19 protein-coding genes are annotated in these 18,101 nt (G+C 71.1%); 13 read left to right on the top strand and 6 right to left on the bottom strand.

Features of this window, described 5'->3' with window-relative positions:
• Positions 1–38: 38 nt before the first annotated feature.
• The 5 genes from Ari01nite_RS21325 (at position 39) to Ari01nite_RS21345 (ending at position 5,079) form a co-directional block, all read left to right on the top strand.
• Positions 39–1,238, top strand: a complete 1,200-nt coding sequence (locus Ari01nite_RS21325; protein WP_203783076.1) for a hypothetical protein — start codon at positions 39–41, stop codon at positions 1,236–1,238.
• 24 nt (positions 1,239–1,262) lie between these two features.
• Positions 1,263–2,216: an ROK family glucokinase gene (locus tag Ari01nite_RS21330; protein ID WP_203783083.1), complete on the top strand. Its 954-nt coding sequence runs from the start codon at positions 1,263–1,265 to the stop codon at positions 2,214–2,216.
• A gap of 61 nt (positions 2,217–2,277) precedes the next feature.
• On the top strand, positions 2,278–2,931 hold the full coding sequence (locus tag Ari01nite_RS21335) for an endonuclease/exonuclease/phosphatase family protein (protein WP_203783234.1): 654 nt from the start codon (positions 2,278–2,280) through the stop codon (positions 2,929–2,931).
• Positions 2,932–2,956: 25 nt separating this feature from the next.
• Complete coding sequence (locus tag Ari01nite_RS21340) at positions 2,957–4,303, top strand: flavin-containing monooxygenase (RefSeq protein ID WP_203783084.1); 1,347 nt, start codon at positions 2,957–2,959, stop codon at positions 4,301–4,303.
• On the top strand, positions 4,300–5,079 hold the full coding sequence (locus Ari01nite_RS21345) for an alpha/beta hydrolase (RefSeq protein ID WP_203783085.1): 780 nt from the start codon (positions 4,300–4,302) through the stop codon (positions 5,077–5,079). The genes Ari01nite_RS21340 and Ari01nite_RS21345 overlap by 4 nt, the downstream gene beginning before the upstream one ends.
• On the opposite strand, the gene Ari01nite_RS21350 is transcribed toward Ari01nite_RS21345, so the two are convergent.
• Both Ari01nite_RS21350 and Ari01nite_RS21355 read right to left on the bottom strand, forming a co-directional pair.
• Entirely contained in the window at positions 5,062–6,501 is a 1,440-nt protein-coding gene (locus Ari01nite_RS21350) for an alpha,alpha-trehalose-phosphate synthase (UDP-forming) (protein WP_203783086.1), read from the bottom strand. The two genes, Ari01nite_RS21345 and Ari01nite_RS21350, sit on opposite strands and share 18 nt — an antisense overlap.
• A 76-nt stretch (positions 6,502–6,577) precedes the next feature.
• Positions 6,578–7,420, bottom strand: coding sequence for a DUF308 domain-containing protein (locus Ari01nite_RS21355; RefSeq protein ID WP_203783087.1), 843 nt, complete (start codon positions 7,418–7,420; stop codon positions 6,578–6,580).
• Positions 7,421–7,573: 153 nt separating this feature from the next.
• Between Ari01nite_RS21355 and Ari01nite_RS21360 the strand changes: the two genes are divergently transcribed.
• A complete protein-coding gene (locus tag Ari01nite_RS21360) occupies positions 7,574–8,287 on the top strand; it encodes a lysophospholipid acyltransferase family protein (RefSeq protein WP_203783236.1) in 714 nt (237 codons plus the stop codon).
• 20 nt (positions 8,288–8,307) lie between these two features.
• Here Ari01nite_RS21360 and Ari01nite_RS21365 read toward each other — a convergent pair whose 3' ends face one another.
• The gene (locus Ari01nite_RS21365; RefSeq protein WP_438872209.1) at positions 8,308–8,952 is read right to left on the bottom strand and encodes a Crp/Fnr family transcriptional regulator; all 645 of its coding nucleotides are present in this window, start codon (positions 8,950–8,952) and stop codon (positions 8,308–8,310) included.
• Positions 8,953–9,239: 287 nt separating this feature from the next.
• On the opposite strand from Ari01nite_RS21365, the gene Ari01nite_RS21370 reads away from it, so the two are divergent.
• The 4 genes from Ari01nite_RS21370 (at position 9,240) to proC (ending at position 12,759) form a co-directional block, all read left to right on the top strand.
• Positions 9,240–10,094 carry a phosphotransferase enzyme family protein gene (locus Ari01nite_RS21370; protein WP_203783090.1) on the top strand — a complete coding sequence of 285 codons (855 nt, stop codon included), beginning with the start codon at positions 9,240–9,242 and terminating at the stop codon, positions 10,092–10,094.
• A gap of 44 nt (positions 10,095–10,138) precedes the next feature.
• Positions 10,139–10,630, top strand: a complete 492-nt coding sequence (locus tag Ari01nite_RS21375) for a polyadenylate-specific 3'-exoribonuclease AS (protein WP_203783098.1) — start codon at positions 10,139–10,141, stop codon at positions 10,628–10,630.
• Between the two features lie 208 nt (positions 10,631–10,838).
• A complete protein-coding gene (locus tag Ari01nite_RS21380) occupies positions 10,839–11,867 on the top strand; it encodes a 6-phosphofructokinase (RefSeq protein ID WP_203783100.1) in 1,029 nt (342 codons plus the stop codon).
• A 67-nt stretch (positions 11,868–11,934) separates the two neighbouring features.
• On the top strand, positions 11,935–12,759 hold the full coding sequence (gene proC / locus Ari01nite_RS21385; RefSeq protein ID WP_203783102.1) for a pyrroline-5-carboxylate reductase: 825 nt from the start codon (positions 11,935–11,937) through the stop codon (positions 12,757–12,759).
• 18 nt (positions 12,760–12,777) lie between these two features.
• Here the strand turns inward: proC and Ari01nite_RS21390 are convergent, their stop codons facing one another.
• The gene (locus Ari01nite_RS21390; RefSeq protein ID WP_203783103.1) at positions 12,778–13,452 is read right to left on the bottom strand and encodes a DUF429 domain-containing protein; all 675 of its coding nucleotides are present in this window, start codon (positions 13,450–13,452) and stop codon (positions 12,778–12,780) included.
• 235 nt (positions 13,453–13,687) lie between these two features.
• On the opposite strand from Ari01nite_RS21390, the gene Ari01nite_RS21395 reads away from it, so the two are divergent.
• The 3 genes from Ari01nite_RS21395 (at position 13,688) to Ari01nite_RS21405 (ending at position 17,645) form a co-directional block, all read left to right on the top strand.
• Positions 13,688–15,151 carry a glycosyl hydrolase family 18 protein gene (locus Ari01nite_RS21395; RefSeq protein WP_203783104.1) on the top strand — a complete coding sequence of 488 codons (1,464 nt, stop codon included), beginning with the start codon at positions 13,688–13,690 and terminating at the stop codon, positions 15,149–15,151.
• Between the two features lie 63 nt (positions 15,152–15,214).
• Complete coding sequence (locus Ari01nite_RS21400) at positions 15,215–16,621, top strand: class II 3-deoxy-7-phosphoheptulonate synthase (RefSeq protein ID WP_203783105.1); 1,407 nt, start codon at positions 15,215–15,217, stop codon at positions 16,619–16,621.
• A complete protein-coding gene (locus Ari01nite_RS21405) occupies positions 16,614–17,645 on the top strand; it encodes a threonine aldolase family protein (protein WP_203783106.1) in 1,032 nt (343 codons plus the stop codon). Before Ari01nite_RS21400 ends, Ari01nite_RS21405 begins: the two co-directional genes overlap by 8 nt.
• On the opposite strand, the gene Ari01nite_RS21410 is transcribed toward Ari01nite_RS21405, so the two are convergent.
• Both Ari01nite_RS21410 and Ari01nite_RS21415 read right to left on the bottom strand, forming a co-directional pair.
• A complete protein-coding gene (locus Ari01nite_RS21410; RefSeq protein ID WP_203783107.1) occupies positions 17,642–17,902 on the bottom strand; it encodes a recombinase family protein in 261 nt (86 codons plus the stop codon). The two genes, Ari01nite_RS21405 and Ari01nite_RS21410, sit on opposite strands and share 4 nt — an antisense overlap.
• Entirely contained in the window at positions 17,899–18,081 is a 183-nt protein-coding gene (locus Ari01nite_RS21415) for a hypothetical protein (protein ID WP_203783109.1), read from the bottom strand. Before Ari01nite_RS21415 ends, Ari01nite_RS21410 begins: the two co-directional genes overlap by 4 nt.
• Positions 18,082–18,101 lie beyond the last annotated feature (20 nt).

The raw sequence follows: 18,101 nt of genomic DNA on the forward strand, positions 1-18,101 counted from the left end.
GGGACGAAGCGGAACGGCTGGTCGCGACGGTCCTCGCGATGGCCGCGGCGAGCGCTTCCAGCGATTCCCAAGGGGGTACGCGTGGCGACGTCGCCAACGGCCTGGCCGCTCTGGCCGGCACCCTCACACACGCCGTCAACCGCATAGCGGGAAGCGGCCAACCCGGTTCCCAGTCGTCCAACCGGTCGCCCGACGGTTGGTCCACCGGCAGCCCCGAGTGCTGCGTCTGCCCGGTCTGCAAAGCCATCGCCGCGGTCCGCAACCCGACCCCCGCCACGGCCGTCCGCCTGGCCTCCAGCGCCGGCGACCTGGCCACCGGCGTGGCCGGCCTGATGCGCGGCCTCTCCGCCCTCAGCGGCGACCGCACCCGCCAGCCCCGCCGCCCCACCCCGCCCCCGCCCACGCCCACGCCCACGCCCGACGAGGCGTGGTCCGCAGCCACCCGCACCACCACCCCGGCCGAGCCACCCAACCGCCCCGCCGACGCGTGGTCCGCCGCCACCAACACCGCGCCCGCACCGGCCGGGGAGGGAGTTGATGGGGCTGCCGGTGGCGTCGTCGCATCCGGGGCGGCCGGCACGGATTCGTGGTCGGCTGCCGCCGGCGGTGCCGCATCCGCGGCGGCGGCTGGGCTTGATCCGTGGGCGGCGGCTGGGCTTGATCCGTGGGCGGCGGCTTCCGCAGTCAGCGCGGCGGCCGCGGAGGCCGACCGGGTGGAGGCCAAGGCGCGCCGCGAAGCGGCTCGGGCCGCGCGGCAGGCCGCGGCCGAGGCCGCCCGCCGGGTCGCCGAGGCAGCCGCGCTGGCTGAAGCCGCAAAAGCCGCTGCTGCCGCAAAAGCCGCTGCTGCCGATAAGGCCGCTGCTGCCGGTAAGGCCGCTGCTGCCGGTAAGGCCGCTGCTGCCGGTAAGGCTGCTGCTGCCGGTAAGGCTGCTGCTGCCGGTAAGGCTGCTGCTGCCGGTAAGGCTGCTGCTTCCGACAAATCGAATTTGTCTGGCAAGGGGGACCGAACGGCAAGCCGGAGTGGGGGCGGGACCCCCGACACGCGGGGTGGGGGAGTTGGCTCCGGGCGTACCGCGCAGAGGTTTGATGTCTGGGCTGCCGCCACGGCCGATGCCGATGCCGATGTTGCCGGCGTGCCGTCACCGGCGACGGTGGATCATGATGTGGCGGGCGCGGGGGCGCCCGGGGAGCGCGACGGCGCGGTGGGCGACGATGCCTCCGGCGACGGCGCCGTGTGAGCTGCAAGCAGTAGAGGAGACAGCGTGACGCTGACCATCGGAGTCGACGTCGGCGGCACCAAGGTGGCCGGAGGGGTGGTGGACGAGCACGGCACCGTGCTGGCGTCCAACCGGCGGGACACGCCTGCCGAGGACCCCGCGGGGACCCGGGACACCATCGTGGAAGTGGCCGCCGAGCTGGCCGCGCAATATCCGCAGGCTACGGCGGTGGGCATCGGGGCGGCGGCGTGGATCGACGCGGCCGGGTCGACCGTTCTGTTCGCGCCCAACCTGGCGTGGCGGGACGAGCCGCTGCGGGACTACGTGAGCAAGGCGGTCGGGCTGCCGACCGTGCTGGAGAACGACGCCAACGTTGCCGCCTGGGCGGAGTTCCGGTTCGGGGTGGCGCGCAAGGCCGACGACTCGATGGTGATGATCACGGTGGGCACCGGGATCGGCGGCGGCATCGTGATCGGCGGGCGGCTGTGGCGCGGGGCCAACGGCATGGCGGCCGAGCTGGGGCACATCCAGTCGGTGCCGGACGGGCATCCCTGCGGTTGCGGGCGGCTCGGCTGCCTCGAGCAGTACGCCAGCGGCAACGCCCTGGTCCGGTTCGCCCGGGCCGGTGCGCGGCAGGAGCCGGAGCGGGCCGCGCAGCTGCTCGAACTGGCCGGCGGTGACCCGCTGGCGATCAGCGGGCGGCAGATCACCGAGGCCGCCTATGGCGGCGACGGCGTGGCCCGGGACGCTTTCGCGCAGATCGGGTACTGGCTCGGGGTTGCCATGGCCGACCTGGCGCAGAGCTTCGACCCGCAGATCCTGGTGATCGGCGGGGGCGTGGTGGACGCCGGTGAGCTGCTCATGGAACCGACCCGGACGACGTACCGCGACCAGCTCAAACAGCGTGGCAGGTTCCCGGTCGCCGACGTGGTGGCCGCGGAAACCGGCAACACGGCGGGGGTCGTCGGCGCGGCAGACCTGGCGCGCGCCCATCTGTGATTACCTGAGCTGAGGGCCAGCTGAAAAGGGGACAAAGGTGTCCGGGGTGCCGCTGCGGGTGATGAGCTACAACGTCCACGGCTTGAAGGACGACCGGGCGGCCCTGATAACCCTGCTGCGCGAACTCGCCCCGGATGTGCTGATCGTGCAGGAGGCGCCCCGCCGGTTCCTCTGGCGGCAGCGGTGCGCCACCCTGGCCGACGACGCCGGCCTGGTGGTGGCCGCCGGGGGACTGCCGGCGCTGGGCAACCTGCTGCTCGTCAACGTCCGGGTGCAGGTGCACGAGGAATGGTGCCTGCGCTACCCGCTCACCCCGGGCCGGCACATGCGCGGCGCCGCTTTCGCCCGCTGTTCGGTGCGCGGCGGCGACTTCACCATCTCGGGCTCGCACCTGGCCACCGACCCGGGGGAACGACCCGCGCAGGCGGCCCTCTGGAAAGAGGCCCTGGGCCGCCTGGAAGGACCGGTGATCGCCGCGGCCGACCTGAACGAGGGGCCGGGCGGCGGCGCCTGGCGCACGGTCGGCGACGGCCTGGTGTCGTCCTCGGCGGCCGCGCCGACCTTCCCGGCCACGCTGCCCGCCCGGCTGATCGACGGCCTGTTCGTCACGCCGGACATCACCATCGAGAAGTACGAGGTGGTCCAGTCCGACCTGGCCCGCCGGGCGAGTGATCATCTCCCGGTTCTGGCGGATCTTCTGGTCCCTTCCTCGTAGCGCCGCCGTCTGGCAATATCCTCGCGTGCACGACACTCCGGACATCGCCGACCGCCGGGACGCGGTGTGCGTCATCGGTGCGGGCGCGAGCGGTCTCGCCGCGATCAAGAACCTGCGCGAGCACGGCTTCGCCGTCGACTGCTACGAGCGCGAGACCTCGGTCGGCGGGGCCTGGAACTGGCGGCACGACCGCAGCCCGGTCTACGCGAGCGCGCATCTGATCTCGTCCCGGCCGTTCGCCGAGTTCCCCGACTTCCCGATGCCGGACAGCTGGCCGGACTACCCGCACCACAGCCAGATGCTGTCCTATCTGGAGCGGTACGCGAAGCACTTCGGCCTGGTCGAGCACATCTGGTTCGGCACCGAGGTGGTGTCCGCGGTGCCGGTCGACGACGGCCGGTGGGAGGTGACCACCCGGTCGACCGGCGGCGGCTCGTCCCGGGTGCAGCGCTACGCCGGGGTGGTGGCGGCCAACGGGCACAACTGGGCGCCGGTCAAGCCCGACATTCCGGGCGACTTCCGCGGTCAGGTGATCCACGCGGCCACGTACAAGGACCCGGCGCAGTTCCGGAACCGCAAGGTGCTGGTGATCGGCGGCGGCAACACCGGCTGCGACATCGCGGTGGAGGCCGCCCAGCAGGCCGGCACGGTCTGGCACTCGACCCGGCGCGGCTACTGGTACGCACCCAAGTACATCCTGGGCCGCCCCGCCGACCAGTTCCACGACAGCCTGCTCAAGTGGTGGCTGCCGCCGCGCGTACGCCAATGGGTTTATCGGCGGGCCCTGATGCTGAGCACCGGTGATCTCACCCGGTTCGGCCTGCCGGAGCCCGACCACCGCCCGTCCGAGAGCCACCCGGTGCGCAACAGCCAGCTGGCCTACTTCCTCGGGCACGGCCGGATCAAGCCGGTGCCGGACGTGGCGCGGTTCGCGGGCTCCTCGGTCGAGCTGGCCGACGGGCGCCGGATCGAACCGGACCTGGTGATCACCGCGACCGGGTATGCGCCGCGCTTCGAATTCCTCGAGCCCGAACTGCTCGACACCGGCGAGGACGGCCGGCCCGACCTGCACCTGCACGCGTTCGCCCGCAAGCATCCGACCCTCGCCGTGGTGGGCCTGCTCCAGCCGGACACCGGCGTGCTGCCGCTCGCGCACTGGCAGAGTGTCGCGGTGGCACGCTGGCTGCGGCTGCGCCTGGAGGATCCGGTACGCGCGGCGGTCGTGCAGCAGAAGGAGTCGACCCGCCCGATCCGGTCCTGGTCACGGCGCGCCGTGGTGCCGGTCCGGCGGCACTGGTTCGAGGTCGACCACGTGGACTACCTGCGGTCGGTCGAGGGTCTGTTGCGGGCGATGCAAGGCGGTACAGCATGAGGTCGGAACTGCTGCGCTTCGAGGACTGGACGTCGCCGGTCCCCGCGGTCGAGCGCGAGGTTGTCTCCCGGCTCGTCGAGGGCGAGGACGAGCAGCCGCCGGTGCTGTTCGTCCCGGGGCCCGGGCACGGCGCCTGGGCGTTCGCCGAGCGCTGGCTCGGGCACACCGCGAAGCGCGGCTTCCCGGCCCACTCGCTCACCCCGCGGGACGGCGGCGACCTGCGCGCCCACGTGCACGACGTGGTCCAGGTCGCGGCGGCGCTGCCCCGGCAGGCGGTGCTGGTCGGCCACGGTACCGGCGCGCTCGTGGTCGCGTACGCCCTCGGTCGTTATCCCGCCCGGGCGGCCGTGCTGGTCTCGCCGGTGCTGGAGCCCCGGCCGGCACTCGGCGCCGCGCTGCGGGCCAACCCGTTCGGCACCCTGCCGGCGCTGTTCGGCGGCGCCCAGCGACTGAACCGCAAGCAGCTGTTCAGCCCCGGGCTGCCGGCCGAGGAGGCGGACGCGTACCTGGCCAAGATCCACCCACGACCACCCCGGGCGTGGACCGCCCGGGGTGACGCCCCGCGCCCGGTGGGCAACCCACCGGCGCTGGTGGTGGGCAGCCCCGACGACCGGGTGGTGCCACGGACCTCGCTGGACCGGGCGGCCGCGCGCTACGGCGGCGCGCCCCTGCTGTTCCCGGGCATGGCCCACGACCTGATGCTGGACGCCGGCTGGGCCGAGCCGATCGACGCGATCCTGGACTGGCTGGCCAAGGAACTAGCTGGGCCGCGCTAGCGCCTCCTTCGGCCGGGGCAGCACGCGAGCCAGTCCGCCGCTGTGGTCGAGCGATGTCAGGTAGTCGCCGGCCCAGGCGTGGATGTCGTGCTCGGTGATGTGCTCGCGCATCGCGTGCATCCGGCGGGCCAGGTCGGCCGGATCGGCGTCCAGCGCCCGCAGCAGCGTCTCCTTGAGCCCGTCGACGTCGTGCGGGTTGACCTGGAACGCGTCCTCCAGCTCGGCGGCCGCGCCGGCGAACTCGCTGAGCACCAGCGCGCCGGTGTCCTCGGCCCGGGCCGCCACGTATTCCTTGGCCACCAGGTTCATCCCGTCGCGCAGCGGGGTGACCACCATGACGTCCGCGGTCTGATAGAGCGCGGCCAGGTCGGCCCGGTCGAACGGCTGGTTGAGGTAGTGGATGGCGGGCTCGCCGACCCGGCCGTACTCGCCGTTGATCCGGCCCACCTCGCGCTCGATCCGGTCGCGCAGCCCGCGGTAGTTTTCCACCCGTTCCCGGCTGGGCACCGCCACCTGCACCATCACCACGTCGCGCACCTTGATCCGGCCGTCGCGTAAGAGCTCGCTGTATGCCGTCAGCCGGTGCTCGATGCCCTTGGTGTAGTCGAGCCGGTCGACGCTGAGCACCACCCGCTTGTGCGGGCCGAGGTCCTGTCGCAGCTGGTGGGCGTGGCTGCGGACGGACGGTTGGGCGGCCAGCGCGGTCATCTCGGGCACGTCGATCGAGACCGGGAACGCGCCGGTGCGCACCACCCGGCCGTCCAGCAGGATCGCGTCGTCGGCGCCCTGCGTGCCGAGCAGTTTGGCGGCCAGCTGGGCCACATTGTGCGCGGCCTGCGGGCGCTGGAAGCCGACCAGGTCGGCGCCGAGCATCCCGCGCAGCAACTCGGTGCGGCGGGGGAGCTGCATGAACAGCTCGGGCGGCGGGAACGGGACGTGCAGGAAGAAGCCGATCAGCAGGTCGGGACGCAGCTCGCGGAGCAACTGAGGCACCAGCTGCAGGTGGTAATCCTGTACCCAGACCGCGGCGCCCGGCTCGGCCGACTCGGCGGCGGCCTCGGCAAACCGGCGGTTGACCGCGCGGTAGGTCTCCCACCAGCCGCGGTCGAAGACCGGCGGCTCGACCGCGTCGTGGTAAAGCGGCCACAGCGTGGAGTTGGCGAAGCCCTCGTAGTAGCCCTGGAGCTCGTCCGCGGTCAACGCGACCGGGCGCAGCCGCAGCGGCCCCACGTCGGGTAACTGCCGGGCCGGGCCGATCCCGCCGCCCCAGCCCACCCAGGTCGCGGGGGTCTGCTCCAGGATGCTGCGCAGGGCGCTGGCGAGCCCGCCGGGGCTGCGCCGCCACTCACAGGCACCATCACGGGCGGCATTGTCGTCGAGCGGGAGACGGTTGGCGACCACGACCAACGAGCTCTGGCGCATCACCGAAGGTTACTGGAACGCTACCGTGATCTATACCGATAGTGGTCTATTCGACTCGGGGCTTGCCAAACGGGCGTCAGACCACAGCGCCGTCGTCGTAGTCGTCGTCCTCGTCGTCGCCGGAGCGCAACCGCCACACCAGCATCACGGCGCCGGTCACAATGGCCGCGAAGCCGAGCAGCGTCACGTAGTCGCGGGAGATCGGCAGCAGGCCCGGGAACAGGAACAGCACAAAGCCGAGCCCGACGCCGGCCACGCCCATGGCCGCGTACTTGGAGATCCGCGGCAGCGGCGGAGGCGGCGGCGGGACATACCGTTCGTCCTGGTCGTCGACATCGGCCAGGTCGGCGCCGAACGTGTCGAGGCCGTCGAGCAGCGACGTCTCGGGCTGCTGGTCGGTGCGCCGCCGGTGGTGGGAGACTGGCTCGCTCGTCGCAGCCTCGCCGGTCGCAGCCTCGCCCGTCGCAGCCTCGCCCAGGGCCGGCTCCTCGGTGTCGCGGGCCGGCTCGGCGGCGCGGGTGACGTCCTCGGAGGCGGGCCACGGCTGCGCGGTCGGGTCGACCGAGGTGTGGAAGCCCGCCACGATCTTGGCCCACTCGGCCTCGATGTCGGGCTCGGCCGTCGGGTCGGCGGGCGGGGTCGCCGGTGCGCCGCCGGTCACCTTGTGCAGGTGCTCGCGGGCGACGTCGAGATGGGTGCGGTCGACGTAGAGCCGGTCGATGGGCCGGTCCGGCAGCGTGGTGGCCCGCAGGATCGGGTTGAGATCGGCCGTGGGTTGCAGGTAGGCCGCGATGCCGGCCGCCTGGAGCACGTCGAGCAGGTGCTCACCGACCCGCGGATCAACGTCGCCGGCCACGGCGAAGTCGGCCGCGTCCAGCCCGTTGTCCCGCCGCCCGCGTCGGGCGCCACCCGCTGTCACCCTGCACACTCCCTCGCCGACCGTGCCTTGAATGGTGACACGACAAGCACCGGTTGCGGGAGTGCGTTGTGGCGCGCCGTCCCGCTTCGTACGCTTCCCCTGCGCCCGGCCCAGCCGTCGAAGATCGGCCCGGACGCCATGGATTGGACACTCGTGTTCTATTGGCTGCTCAAGTACGTGGTTCTCGGGCCGCTGCTGAAGCTACTCTTCCGCCCCCAGGTGCGGGGGCTCGGCAACGTGCCGTCGAACGGTCCGGTGATTCTGGCCTGCAACCACCTTTCCTTCTCTGACTCGATCTTCACACCGTTGATGGTCGATCGCAGGGTGACGTTCGTCGCCAAAGCGGAGTACTTCACCGGCAAGGGCGTCAAAGGCTGGCTCATGCGTCAGTTCTTCAGCGGAACGGGCACCATCCCGGTCGACCGTTCGGGCGGCAAGGCGGCCCAGGCGGCGCTGGACACCCTGCTGCGGGTGCTGCGCGAGGGCGGCATCGCCGGGATCTATCCGGAGGGCACCCGGTCGCCGGACGGCCGCCTCTATCGCGGCAAGACCGGGGTGGCCCGGCTGGTGCTGGAGAGCGGCGCGGTGGTGATTCCGGTGGGCTTGCTCAACACCGACGAGATCCAGCCCACCGGCAAGCTGATTCCCAAGATCAAGCGGGTACGCATGAACATCGGCGCACCCCTCGACTTCTCCCGATACGCGCAAGCCCGCGGCGACCGCTTCGTCGAGCGGGCGATCACCGACGAGATCATGTACGAGCTGATGACGTTGTCCGGCCGCGAGTACGTCGACATCTACGCGAGCAGCCTCAAGACCACCATCGAGGCCCCGACCCGCGACCCGAGCCACGCCCCTCGCACCTGACCATGTTTATCGGAATGTGGTCAGACGGTTCCCATGCCGGCGCGGCGGCGTAGCGCCTGCAGGTCGGTGACCACGATGCGGCGGCCCTCGGTGCGTAGCCAGCCGCGGCTCGCGAATGAGCCGATCGCCTGGTTGACGCTCTGCCGGGAGCCGCCGGCCATCTCGGCCAGCTGGCTCTGGTTGAGCTCGATCGTGATCATCGGTGCCTGGCTCTCGCCGGCCAGCCGGACCAGCGTCTTGGCCACCCGGCCGGGCAGGTCCAGGAAGACGTGGTCGGTGTTCTGCTCGGTCAGCCGGCGGATCAGCGCGCCCACCGACCGCATCACCGCGTCGAGGATGCGCGGGTTGGCGTGCACCAGGTCGATGAACGCGGCCCGGGACAGGGTCAGGGCCTGGCAGTCCTCGATGGCCTCGGCGGACGCGCTGCGCGCCGAAGCGTCCAGAAGGGACACTTCGCCGAGCACGTCCGGCGGGCGGACCACGGTCAGCACCGCGCGTTCCCCGGTGGGCGCGGTACGGAAGATCGCGACGGCGCCGCGTTTCAGGATGATCAGGGACTCGCCGGGGTCGTGCTCGACGAAAATGATCTGTCCCTTGCGGTACGTGCGTGGAACCGCGGTGGCGATGACCCGCTGCCGAACGTCCGGCTCTAGGCCGGCGAACATTTCCACGCCGGTGAGCGCGTCGCCGGAATCCGGCAAACGATGGTCCACGGCGCAATCCCTCCCCCGGTGGGGACCGCGTCGGCGACCCGGCCAGCGTCGGCCCCACGACGCGAACGATCACTAATAGCACGAAGCAACACTCCGGCGCCATAAGCACGCAGGAAAGCTGCGACTGCCTCGTACGATCATGTCGTGCTGGTCGCTATCTGTAAACCTTTCGATCGCCAAGCGTGATTGTCGCCCATCCTGTCCGTCGAATTTGCCGGTTGTGTCGAGACAATCCCGCCGTGCCGGACGACGACCTTGTACGCGAAACCCTGCGGGACCAGTGGCATCTCCAGCCCAGTGAGTTCACCGCACTGCCCGCCGAGGTCATGTCCCACGGCTGGGAGATCACCGTGGGCCCCGACAAATACGTGTGCCGGCTCGCCGAGCCCAGCGCCCGGCAACCCGTGGAGGCCGGCCTGATGGCCGCCGAGCACCTGCGCGGCCGCCGCATCGTGGCCGGCGAGCCGGTGCGCACGCTCGGGGGCGGGCTGACCGCGCAGACCGCGGCCGGGGCGCTGGCCGTGCTGCGCCGGGTGCCGGGCCGGCCGCTCGTCGGGGGCGACCCGGTGGATCAGCAGTGGTGGGGGGACCGGCTGGGCGCCGTACACCGTGCTCTTCAAGGTTTTCATCATCCCGGCCTGCGACCCTGGCAGCTGCTCGATCCGGACGCGGCCCATCTCGACGCGGCACCATGGCTGCGCGCCGCGGTGGCCGACGCGGTCAGCGCCACCACCCGCCTCACCGTCACCGACCGCCTGACCTACGGGGTGCTGCACGGCGACCCGGCGCCGGCAAGCTTCGTGGTGGACGCCGGAACCGGACGGGCGGGCCTGCTCGACTGCGGGGCCAGCGGCGTCGGCCCGCTCGTCTACGACGTGGCCGCGGCCGTGGTCTACGCCGGCGGCCCGCGCCACGCCGCCGAACTGATCGACGGCTACCTCGCGGCCGGCCCGGTGCGCCGGGACGAACTCGACGCCGCCCTGCCGGTGCTGCTGCGGCTGCGCTGGGCGGTGCAGGCCGACCGGGCGGCCCGGCTGGGCTGCGCCGAGCCGCTGCAACGCGCGCGGGAGGCCCTGGAGTCAGCCCCAGGTTGACCCGTGGATGAGGCTGGTTGACCCATGGGTAAGGATGGTGGGCGATGGGATACCGCTATTTTTACGACTGCGAGTTCATCGAGGACGGCACGGTCATCGACCTGGTCTCGATCGGCGTCGTCGACGAGTTCGGCCGTGAGTTCTACGCGGTCAGCACCGAATTCGACGACACCAAGGCGATTCCGTGGGTGCGCCGCAACGTCCTCGACAAGTTGCCGTCCCCCAGTGACAAGGCGTGGCGCTCCCGCGAGCGCATCCGCGACGACCTGCACGAGTTCCTGATGGAGCCGGTACGCGGGCGCCCCGGCGAGGCGATCGAGCTGTGGGCGTGGTTCGCCGCGTACGACCACGTGGCCCTCGCCCAGCTGTGGGGTGCCATGCCGGCCCTGCCCCGGGAGATCCCGCGCTTCACCAAGGATCTGCGCCAGCTCTGGGACGACCGCGGCCGGCCCACCCTGCCCACCATGACCGGCCGGCACGACGCCCTGGTCGACGCGAAGCACAACCTCGCCCGCTGGCAGACCATGACCGGCTGATCACCTGACCGGCTGGTCAGCAGGCCGGTGGGCATAGCCTGGGTGGGGGGCGCGCGAGCCCGGCTGGGACGCGGCGGCTAAAGTGCGGTTGCGGCCCGCCCCGGGCCGGCAACGCTGCCGAAACTGCGCTTGTGGCGAACTCTGCGCTCCCTGGGGCTCGACGGGCTTTCTGCTTCTCGCATACCCGATCAGGGAGGACGAGCAAAACATGCGTATCGGCGTGCTCACCGGCGGCGGCGACTGCCCCGGTCTCAACGCGGTGATCCGGGCGGTGGTCCGCAAGGGTGTCGCCGCTTACGGTCACGAGTTCGTCGGCTTCCGCGACGGCTGGAAGGGCCCGCTGGAGGGTCTGACGAAGCCGCTCGGCATCGCGGAGGTGCGGGGCATCCTGCCTCGTGGCGGCACGATCCTGGGTTCGTCCCGCACCAACCCGTTCAAGATCGACGGCGGGGTTGAGAAGATCAAGGCCAACCTGGCCGAGCAGGGCGTGGACGCGCTGGTGGCGATCGGCGGCGAGGACACCCTCGGCGTCGCCACCAAGCTCAACGACCTCGGCGTCAACGTGGTCGGCGTGCCCAAGACGATCGACAACGACCTGAACGCGACCGACTTCACGTTCGGTTTCGACACCGCGGTGAACATCGCCATGGAGGCGATCGACCGGCTGCACACGACCGCCGAGTCGCACCACCGCACCCTGGTCGTCGAGGTAATGGGCCGGCACGCCGGCTGGATCGCGCTGCACGCCGGCCTGGCCGGTGGCGCCAACGTGATCCTGCTGCCCGAGCGCAACTTCGACGTCGACCAGGTCGCCACGTACGTGACCAAGCGGTTCCAGGTCGAGTACGCCCCGATCGTGGTGGTCGCCGAGGGCGCCCAGCCGCTCGAGGGCCAGATGGTCCTGCACAACCAGGAGCTGGACGCGTTCGGCCACGTCCGCCTCGGCGGCATCGGCCAGTGGCTGGCCTCGCAGCTGGAGGAGAAGACCGGCAAGGAGGCCCGTACGGTCGTCCTCGGTCACATCCAGCGCGGCGGCACCCCGAGCGCGTTCGACCGGGTGCTCGCCACCCGGTTCGGGCTGCAGGCGATTGACGCCGTCCACGAGGGCGATTTCGGTAAGATGATGGCGCTGCGGGGCACCGACATCGTCCGCGTGCCGCTCATCGAGGGCACCGGCGAGCTGAAGACCGTTCCGCTCTCCCGCTACGAAGAGGCCGAGGTCTTCTTCGGCAGCTGAGACATCGGCTCAGGAAAGCAGAGGGGCGGCCGGCGCGGTCGCCCCTCTTCTTCATAAAGAGGTAGAGATGACCAAGCACAGTGTCGCCGTGATCGGCGCGGGCAAGCTCGGTGAGGTGGTCCTCTCCGGACTGCTGCGGGCCGGCTGGCCGCCGCACCAGTTGCTGGCCACCACCCGGCGCCCGGAACGGGCCGCCGAGCTGTCCGAGAAGTACGGCATCCGGCCGGTGCTCAACCTCACCGCGGTCACCCAGGCCGACGTGCTGGCCGTGGCGGTCAAGCCGCAGGACGCCGCCAAGCTGCTCGAGGACTGGGGCATGAAGGTCCCGCCCGGCAAGCTCGTGGTCTCACTGTGCGCCGGCCTGCCGACCAGCTTCTTCACCGCGCGGCTGCCCGGCGGCATCCCGGTGGTGCGGGTGATGACCAACACCCCGGCGTTCGTCGACCAGGCGATGACGGTGATCTCGGCGGGCGCGTACGCGACTGAGGAGCACCTGGCCCTCACCGAGGAGATCTTCCAGCCGCTCGGCGCCACCCTGCGGGTGCCCGAGTCGCAGCAGGACGCGGTGACCGCGCTCTCCGGTTCCGGACCGGCCTACTTCTATCTGCTGGTCGAGGCGATGATCGACGCCGGCATCCTGCTCGGGTTGCCCCGCCAGGTGGCGCACGAGCTCGTGGTGCAGACCGCGATCGGCTCGGCGCAGATGCTGCGCGACTCCGGCGAGCACCCGGTCAAGCTGCGCGAGGCGGTCACCTCGCCGGCCGGCACCACCATCGCCGCGATCCACGAGCTGGAGAAGCACGGCGTCCGGGCGGCCTTCCTCACCGCACTCGAGGCCGCCCGCGACCGGGCCTCCGAGATCGCCGTCCAGATGGCTCCCGGCACTAAATAAGCCCGGCATTAAATAAGCTCAGTACCAAATAGCGATCTTTGAGCCGTCCGTCTCCTCCGGTGGGGACGGATGGCTCAGCGCTGTCCCGGTCGCCATCCGGTGTGCCGACCAGGCCACCGCCGCGGCGTCCAGGATGTCGTCCGGCGGCGCCTGCCCGGCCGGGCCGATCTGGTCGGGCAGCACGATCCCGTTGCGGGCCAGCAGTTCCCGCCGCTTGGCCTGACCGGTCCAGGTCTTCTTGGCGAACTGCAACGGCTCGCCGGCCATGGTGCGGAACGAGACTTCCGGGTGTGCCTCGAAGAGCAGACCCGGGTGCCGCTCCCAGATCGCGTTGGCCTCGAGCAGTTTGGGCCGCAGCGCCCAGGACTGCCGGCTCAGGCCCGCGCCGGTGAGCTCCCGGCAGATCTTGTTGGCCGCGGCGAAGTCGTTCGCCCGCCAGACCGCCCGCGGCGGCACCCGGAACACGCTGCCGCGCCGGGGTCCGAGCTGGTCGGCGGCCAGCGTGTCGGCCGCCCGCCAGCGGTCCGGCAGCATGCCGAGGGGGATGTCGACGCCGATCACCGCGGCGCCGGAGCTGTTCGCGACGATCTCGTACAGGGAAGACGCGAGCACCGCGCGGCCGAACGCGCCGTCCCGGAGCTCGACCCCGACCCATCCGAGCGCGTACGCGTCGACGCCGATGACGTGGATCATCGGCCGCTCAGGCGTTCGCAGTACACAGTGACCAGATAGGTGTCGACGGCGTAAATGGTCATGACGGCAGACTACGCGCTGTGTCCGTCCGTGTGCACCCCGTACCGATGGGTGATCCGAAGTTAAGACCATTGCTTAATCCAGGACCTGCATCTTGACGATTGTGAATAGCTGTGACTACCGTCTCGGCAACGAACTTTTTGGAAACTTTCCTAACTGTTCACGAGGAGACGAAGTGCAGAAATCCCTCCGCCGCGCTCTCTGCGCCGGTGTGATCGCGGTGGCTGCCACCGCCGCGGTCCCCACGGCTCAGGCGTCAGCCGCGGTGGCCTGTGCCCCCGCGTGGTCCTCCGCCGCCGTATATGTCGCGAACAACGTCGCTTCCCAGAACGGACGCAACTACACCGCCAAGTGGTGGACCCAGAACGAATCCCCAGCCACCCACAGCGGTCAGTGGGACGTCTGGCGCGACGGCGGTGCCTGCGGCGGCACCACCCCCACGACGCCGCCGACCACCACACCGACCACCCCTCCCACGACCACCCCGACGACGCCGCCCACCACCACTCCGACCACCGGGCCGAGCGGTAAGAACCTCGTCGGCTACTTCGCCCAGTGGGGCGTCTACCAGCGGCAGTACTTCGTCAAGAACCTGGTGACCTCGGGTTCGGCGAGCAAACTGACGCACATCCTGTATGCGTTCGGTAACACCACCGGCGGGCAGTGCACGATCGGTGACTCCTACGCCGACTACGACATGGCGTACACCGCGGCCAACAGTGTGGACGGCGTAGCCGACACCTGGGACGCCGGCGCGCTGCGTGGCTCGTTCAACCAGCTGCGCAAGCTCAAGAAGCTGTACCCGAACATCAAGGTGCTGTGGTCGTTCGGCGGCTGGACCTGGTCCGGCGGCTTCACGCAGGCGGCGGCCAACCCGACCGGCTTCGCGAACAGCTGCTACAACCTGATCAAGGACTCCCGCTGGTCGGACGTCTTCGACGGCATCGACATCGACTGGGAGTACCCGAACGCGTGCGGTCTGAGCTGCGACGCGAGCGGCCCGGCGTCGTACAACAACGTCATCACCGCGCTGCGGAACAAGTTCGGCCAGAACTTCCTGATCACCTCGGCGATCACCGCGGACGGCTCGAACGGCGGCAAGATCGACGCGGCCGACTACGCGTCCGGCATCGGGAAGCTCAACCTGGTCTTCCCGATGACGTACGACTACTTCGGCGCCTTCGCCGCGCAGGGCCCGACCGCACCGCACTCGCCGCTGACCTCGTACGCGGGCATCCCGCAGCAGGGCTTCTGGTCGGACGCCGCGATCCAGAAACTGAAGAGCAAGGGTGTACCGGCCAGCAAGATGCTGCTCGGCATCGGGTTCTACGGACGCGGCTGGACCGGCGTCTCGCAGGTCGCACCGGGCGGGTCGGCCAGCGGGGCGGCGCCCGGCACCTACGAGGCCGGCATCGAGGACTACAAGGTCCTCAAGAACAGCTGCCCGGCCACCGGCACCGTCGGCGGCACCGCCTACGCCAAGTGCGGCAGCAACTGGTGGAGCTACGACACCCCGGCCACCATCGCGGGGAAGATGTCGTACGTGAAGCAGCAGGGTCTCGCGGGTGCCTTCTTCTGGGAGCTCTCCGGCGACACCAGCAACGGTGAACTGATCACGGCGATGAAGAACAACCTTTAACCCAGGGACGAAAGCGGGGCACCGGGCGCACGCCCGGGGCCCCGCTTTCGTATTGTTTCCGGCATGCGCCGTGAGTGGCATCAGCTGAGCTACCCCGGGGTGGGCAACCCGGCACTGCAGACGTCCCGCCCGTCCACCGACTCCGCCGAGGACGAGGCCCTCGGCCTCGACCACTGGCGCACCCTGCCACGGGTGCAGGTGCCGCCGTGGCCGGACGCCGGCGAGGTGGCCTCGGTCTGCAAGGTGCTCGACAACGTGCCGTCGATCGTGGCGCCCTACGAGGTCGACCAGCTCCGGGTCCGGCTCGCCGAGGTGTGCGAGGGCCGCGCGTTCCTGCTCCAGGGCGGCGACTGCGCCGAGACGTTCGCCGACAACACCGAGAGCCACCTGCTGGCCAACGCGCGCACCCTGCTGCAGATGGCGGTCGTGCTGACGTACGGCGCCTCGATGCCGGTGGTCAAGGTGGCCCGGGTCGCCGGGCAGTACACGAAGCCGCGCTCCTCGCCGACCGACTCGCTGGGCCTGCCGGCCTACCGCGGCGACCTGATCAACTCGCTGGACGCCAACGAGGCGGCCCGGGTGGCCGACCCGCAGCGCATGATCCGGGCGTACGCGAACTCGGCCGCCGCGATGAACATGCTCCGGGCGTACCTGGCCGGCGGCCTGGCCGACCTGCACGGCTTGCACGACTGGAACAAGGACTTCGTGCGGGCCTCGCCGGCCGGTGAACGGTACGAGGCGATCGCGCGCGAGATCGACCGGGCCCTCGACTTCATCCGGGCCTGCGGCATGACCGACAGCGAGGCGCTGCGAACGGTCAGCCTGTACTGCTCGCACGAGGCCCTCGCGCTGGAGTACGACCGCGCGCTCACCCGGGTCTCGGACGGCCGCGCGTACGGGCTCAGTGGTCATTTCCTGTGGATCGGCGAGCGCACCCGGCAGCTGGACCACGCGCACATCGACTTCGTGAGCCGGATCGCCAACCCGATCGGGGTCAAGCTCGGGCCGGGCACCACCCCCGACACCGCGCTGGAGCTGTGCGAAAAGCTCAACCCCGGCAACGTGCCCGGCCGGCTCACGCTGATCAGCCGGATGGGCAACGGCCGGATCCGGGACGCCCTGCCGCCGATCGTCGACAAGGTGACCGCGGCCGGTGCCAAGGTGGTCTGGCAGTGCGACCCGATGCACGGCAACACCCACGAGTCCTCGAACGGGTACAAGACCCGGCACTTCGACCGGATCGTCGACGAGGTGCTCGGCTACTTCGAGGTGCACCGCGGCCTCGGGACCCACCCGGGCGGCATCCACATCGAGCTGACCGGCGAGGACGTCACCGAGTGCCTGGGCGGCGCGCAGGGCATCGAGGACCTCGACCTGCCCGACCGGTACGAGACGGCCTGCGACCCGCGGCTGAACACCCAGCAGTCGCTGGAGCTGGCGTTCCTGGTGGCGGAGATGCTCCGTGGCTGACCTGAGGTCGGACACCGTCACCCGGCCGTCGGCGGGGATGCGGCGGGCGATGGCCGAGGCCGAGGTCGGCGACGACGTCTTCGGCGACGACCCCACGGTCGGCGCGCTGGAGGCCGAGGTGGCGGCCCTGTTCGGGCACGAGGCGGCGCTGTTCGCGCCGTCCGGCACGATGGCCAACCAGATCGCGCTCCAGTTGGTGGTGCCGCCCGGCGGCGAGCTGCTGGCCGGTGCCGACGCGCACGTCGTCAACTACGAGTCGGGCGCGGCCGCCGCGATCGGCGGCATCTCCACCCGTACCTGGCCCGCGGTCGGCGCCGCTCTCGACCCCGACCAGATCGCCGCGATGATCCACCCGGCCGGCTTCCCGTCGCTGCCGACCAGCGCGATCGCCGTGGAGCAGACCCACAACCTGGGCGGGGGAGCGGTGGTGCCGCTGGCCACGCTGCGCCGGCTGCGCACGGTGGCCGACGCGGCCGGGCTGCCGCTGCACTGCGACGGCGCCCGCATCTGGCACGCCCACGTCGCCGAGGGCGTGGCGCTGGCCGACTACGGCGCGCTGTTCGACACGCTGTCGGTCTGCCTGTCCAAGGGCCTGGGCGCGCCGGTCGGCTCGCTGGTGATCGGCAGCCGGGAGCGCATCGCCCGGGCCCGGGTCATCCGCAAGCGGATGGGCGGCGGCATGCGCCAGGTGGGCATCCTCGCCGCGGCCGGCCGGTACGCGCTGGCCCACAACCTGGAACGCCTGGCCGACGACCACGCCCGCGCCCGCCGGCTGGCCGACGCGCTGGCCCCGTACGGCGTCTGTGATCCGGCCCTGGTCCGCACCAACCTGGTGCTGATCGACCTGAGCAAGCACCCGCTGGACGCGCCGGCGCTCGCCGCGCAGGCGGCGGCGCAGGGTGTTCATCTGGCCGCGATGCTGCCCGACCTGGCCCGCCTGGTAACCCACCTCGACCTCGACGACGCGGCCACCGACCGCGCCGTCGACGTCCTGACCGGCATCCTCGAGTCGGCCGGAGCCTAGCCGGGGCCGGTACTGTTGCCGAGCATCGAGCGCCGGTAGTGCCTGGTTTCTAGGATGTTACGGACATTCCACTTGCTCCACGTGGCCCGGCGGAGTTCCGGTGGCACGTCGGTTTCGGTGGGCGTCGGGACACCGCACTCGTTGAGGTGCCGAGCGATGGCCGGCAACGAGTGCCCTTCGCGTTCGAGTTCCTTGATCTTCTCCACGGTCTGCGGGGTGACCTTGGGTCGGCGGCCGCCTCGCTCGGAGGCGGTCATCGGTGTCCGCCCCGGCGGATCGTGGGGAAGAAGACGCGGAGGATGCGGTGGGCGCGCTTGCGGGTCCGGTTCCGGCGGGCGTAAAGCGACAACAAGAGCAACCAGAACAAGCCGGCCAGCATGCAGTCCAGCGGTCCCGCGTTGAGATAGTCAGCAAATGAGATGACGGTCTCGGTCAAAGTTGGCTCCCTCAGTCGGG

It is taken from the genome of Paractinoplanes rishiriensis (assembly GCF_016862375.1).
GTDB lineage: Bacteria > Actinomycetota > Actinomycetes > Mycobacteriales > Micromonosporaceae > Actinoplanes > Actinoplanes rishiriensis.

Coding starts and splice junctions, on each gene's coding strand:
- Ari01nite_RS21325 (WP_203783076.1), top strand. CDS start 39: ATGGCCGCGGCGAGCGCTTCCAGCGATTCCCAAGGGGGTACGCGTGGC.
- Ari01nite_RS21335 (WP_203783234.1), top strand. CDS start 2,278: ATGAGCTACAACGTCCACGGCTTGAAGGACGACCGGGCGGCCCTGATA.
- Ari01nite_RS21345 (WP_203783085.1), top strand. CDS start 4,300: ATGAGGTCGGAACTGCTGCGCTTCGAGGACTGGACGTCGCCGGTCCCC.
- Ari01nite_RS21350 (WP_203783086.1), bottom strand. CDS start 6,501: ATGCGCCAGAGCTCGTTGGTCGTGGTCGCCAACCGTCTCCCGCTCGAC.
- Ari01nite_RS21365 (WP_438872209.1), bottom strand. CDS start 8,952: ATGTTCGCCGGCCTAGAGCCGGACGTTCGGCAGCGGGTCATCGCCACC.
- Ari01nite_RS21375 (WP_203783098.1), top strand. CDS start 10,139: ATGGGATACCGCTATTTTTACGACTGCGAGTTCATCGAGGACGGCACG.
- Ari01nite_RS21380 (WP_203783100.1), top strand. CDS start 10,839: ATGCGTATCGGCGTGCTCACCGGCGGCGGCGACTGCCCCGGTCTCAAC.
- proC (WP_203783102.1), top strand. CDS start 11,935: ATGACCAAGCACAGTGTCGCCGTGATCGGCGCGGGCAAGCTCGGTGAG.
- Ari01nite_RS21390 (WP_203783103.1), bottom strand. CDS start 13,452: ATGATCCACGTCATCGGCGTCGACGCGTACGCGCTCGGATGGGTCGGG.
- Ari01nite_RS21400 (WP_203783105.1), top strand. CDS start 15,215: ATGCGCCGTGAGTGGCATCAGCTGAGCTACCCCGGGGTGGGCAACCCG.
- Ari01nite_RS21410 (WP_203783107.1), bottom strand. CDS start 17,902: ATGACCGCCTCCGAGCGAGGCGGCCGCCGACCCAAGGTCACCCCGCAG.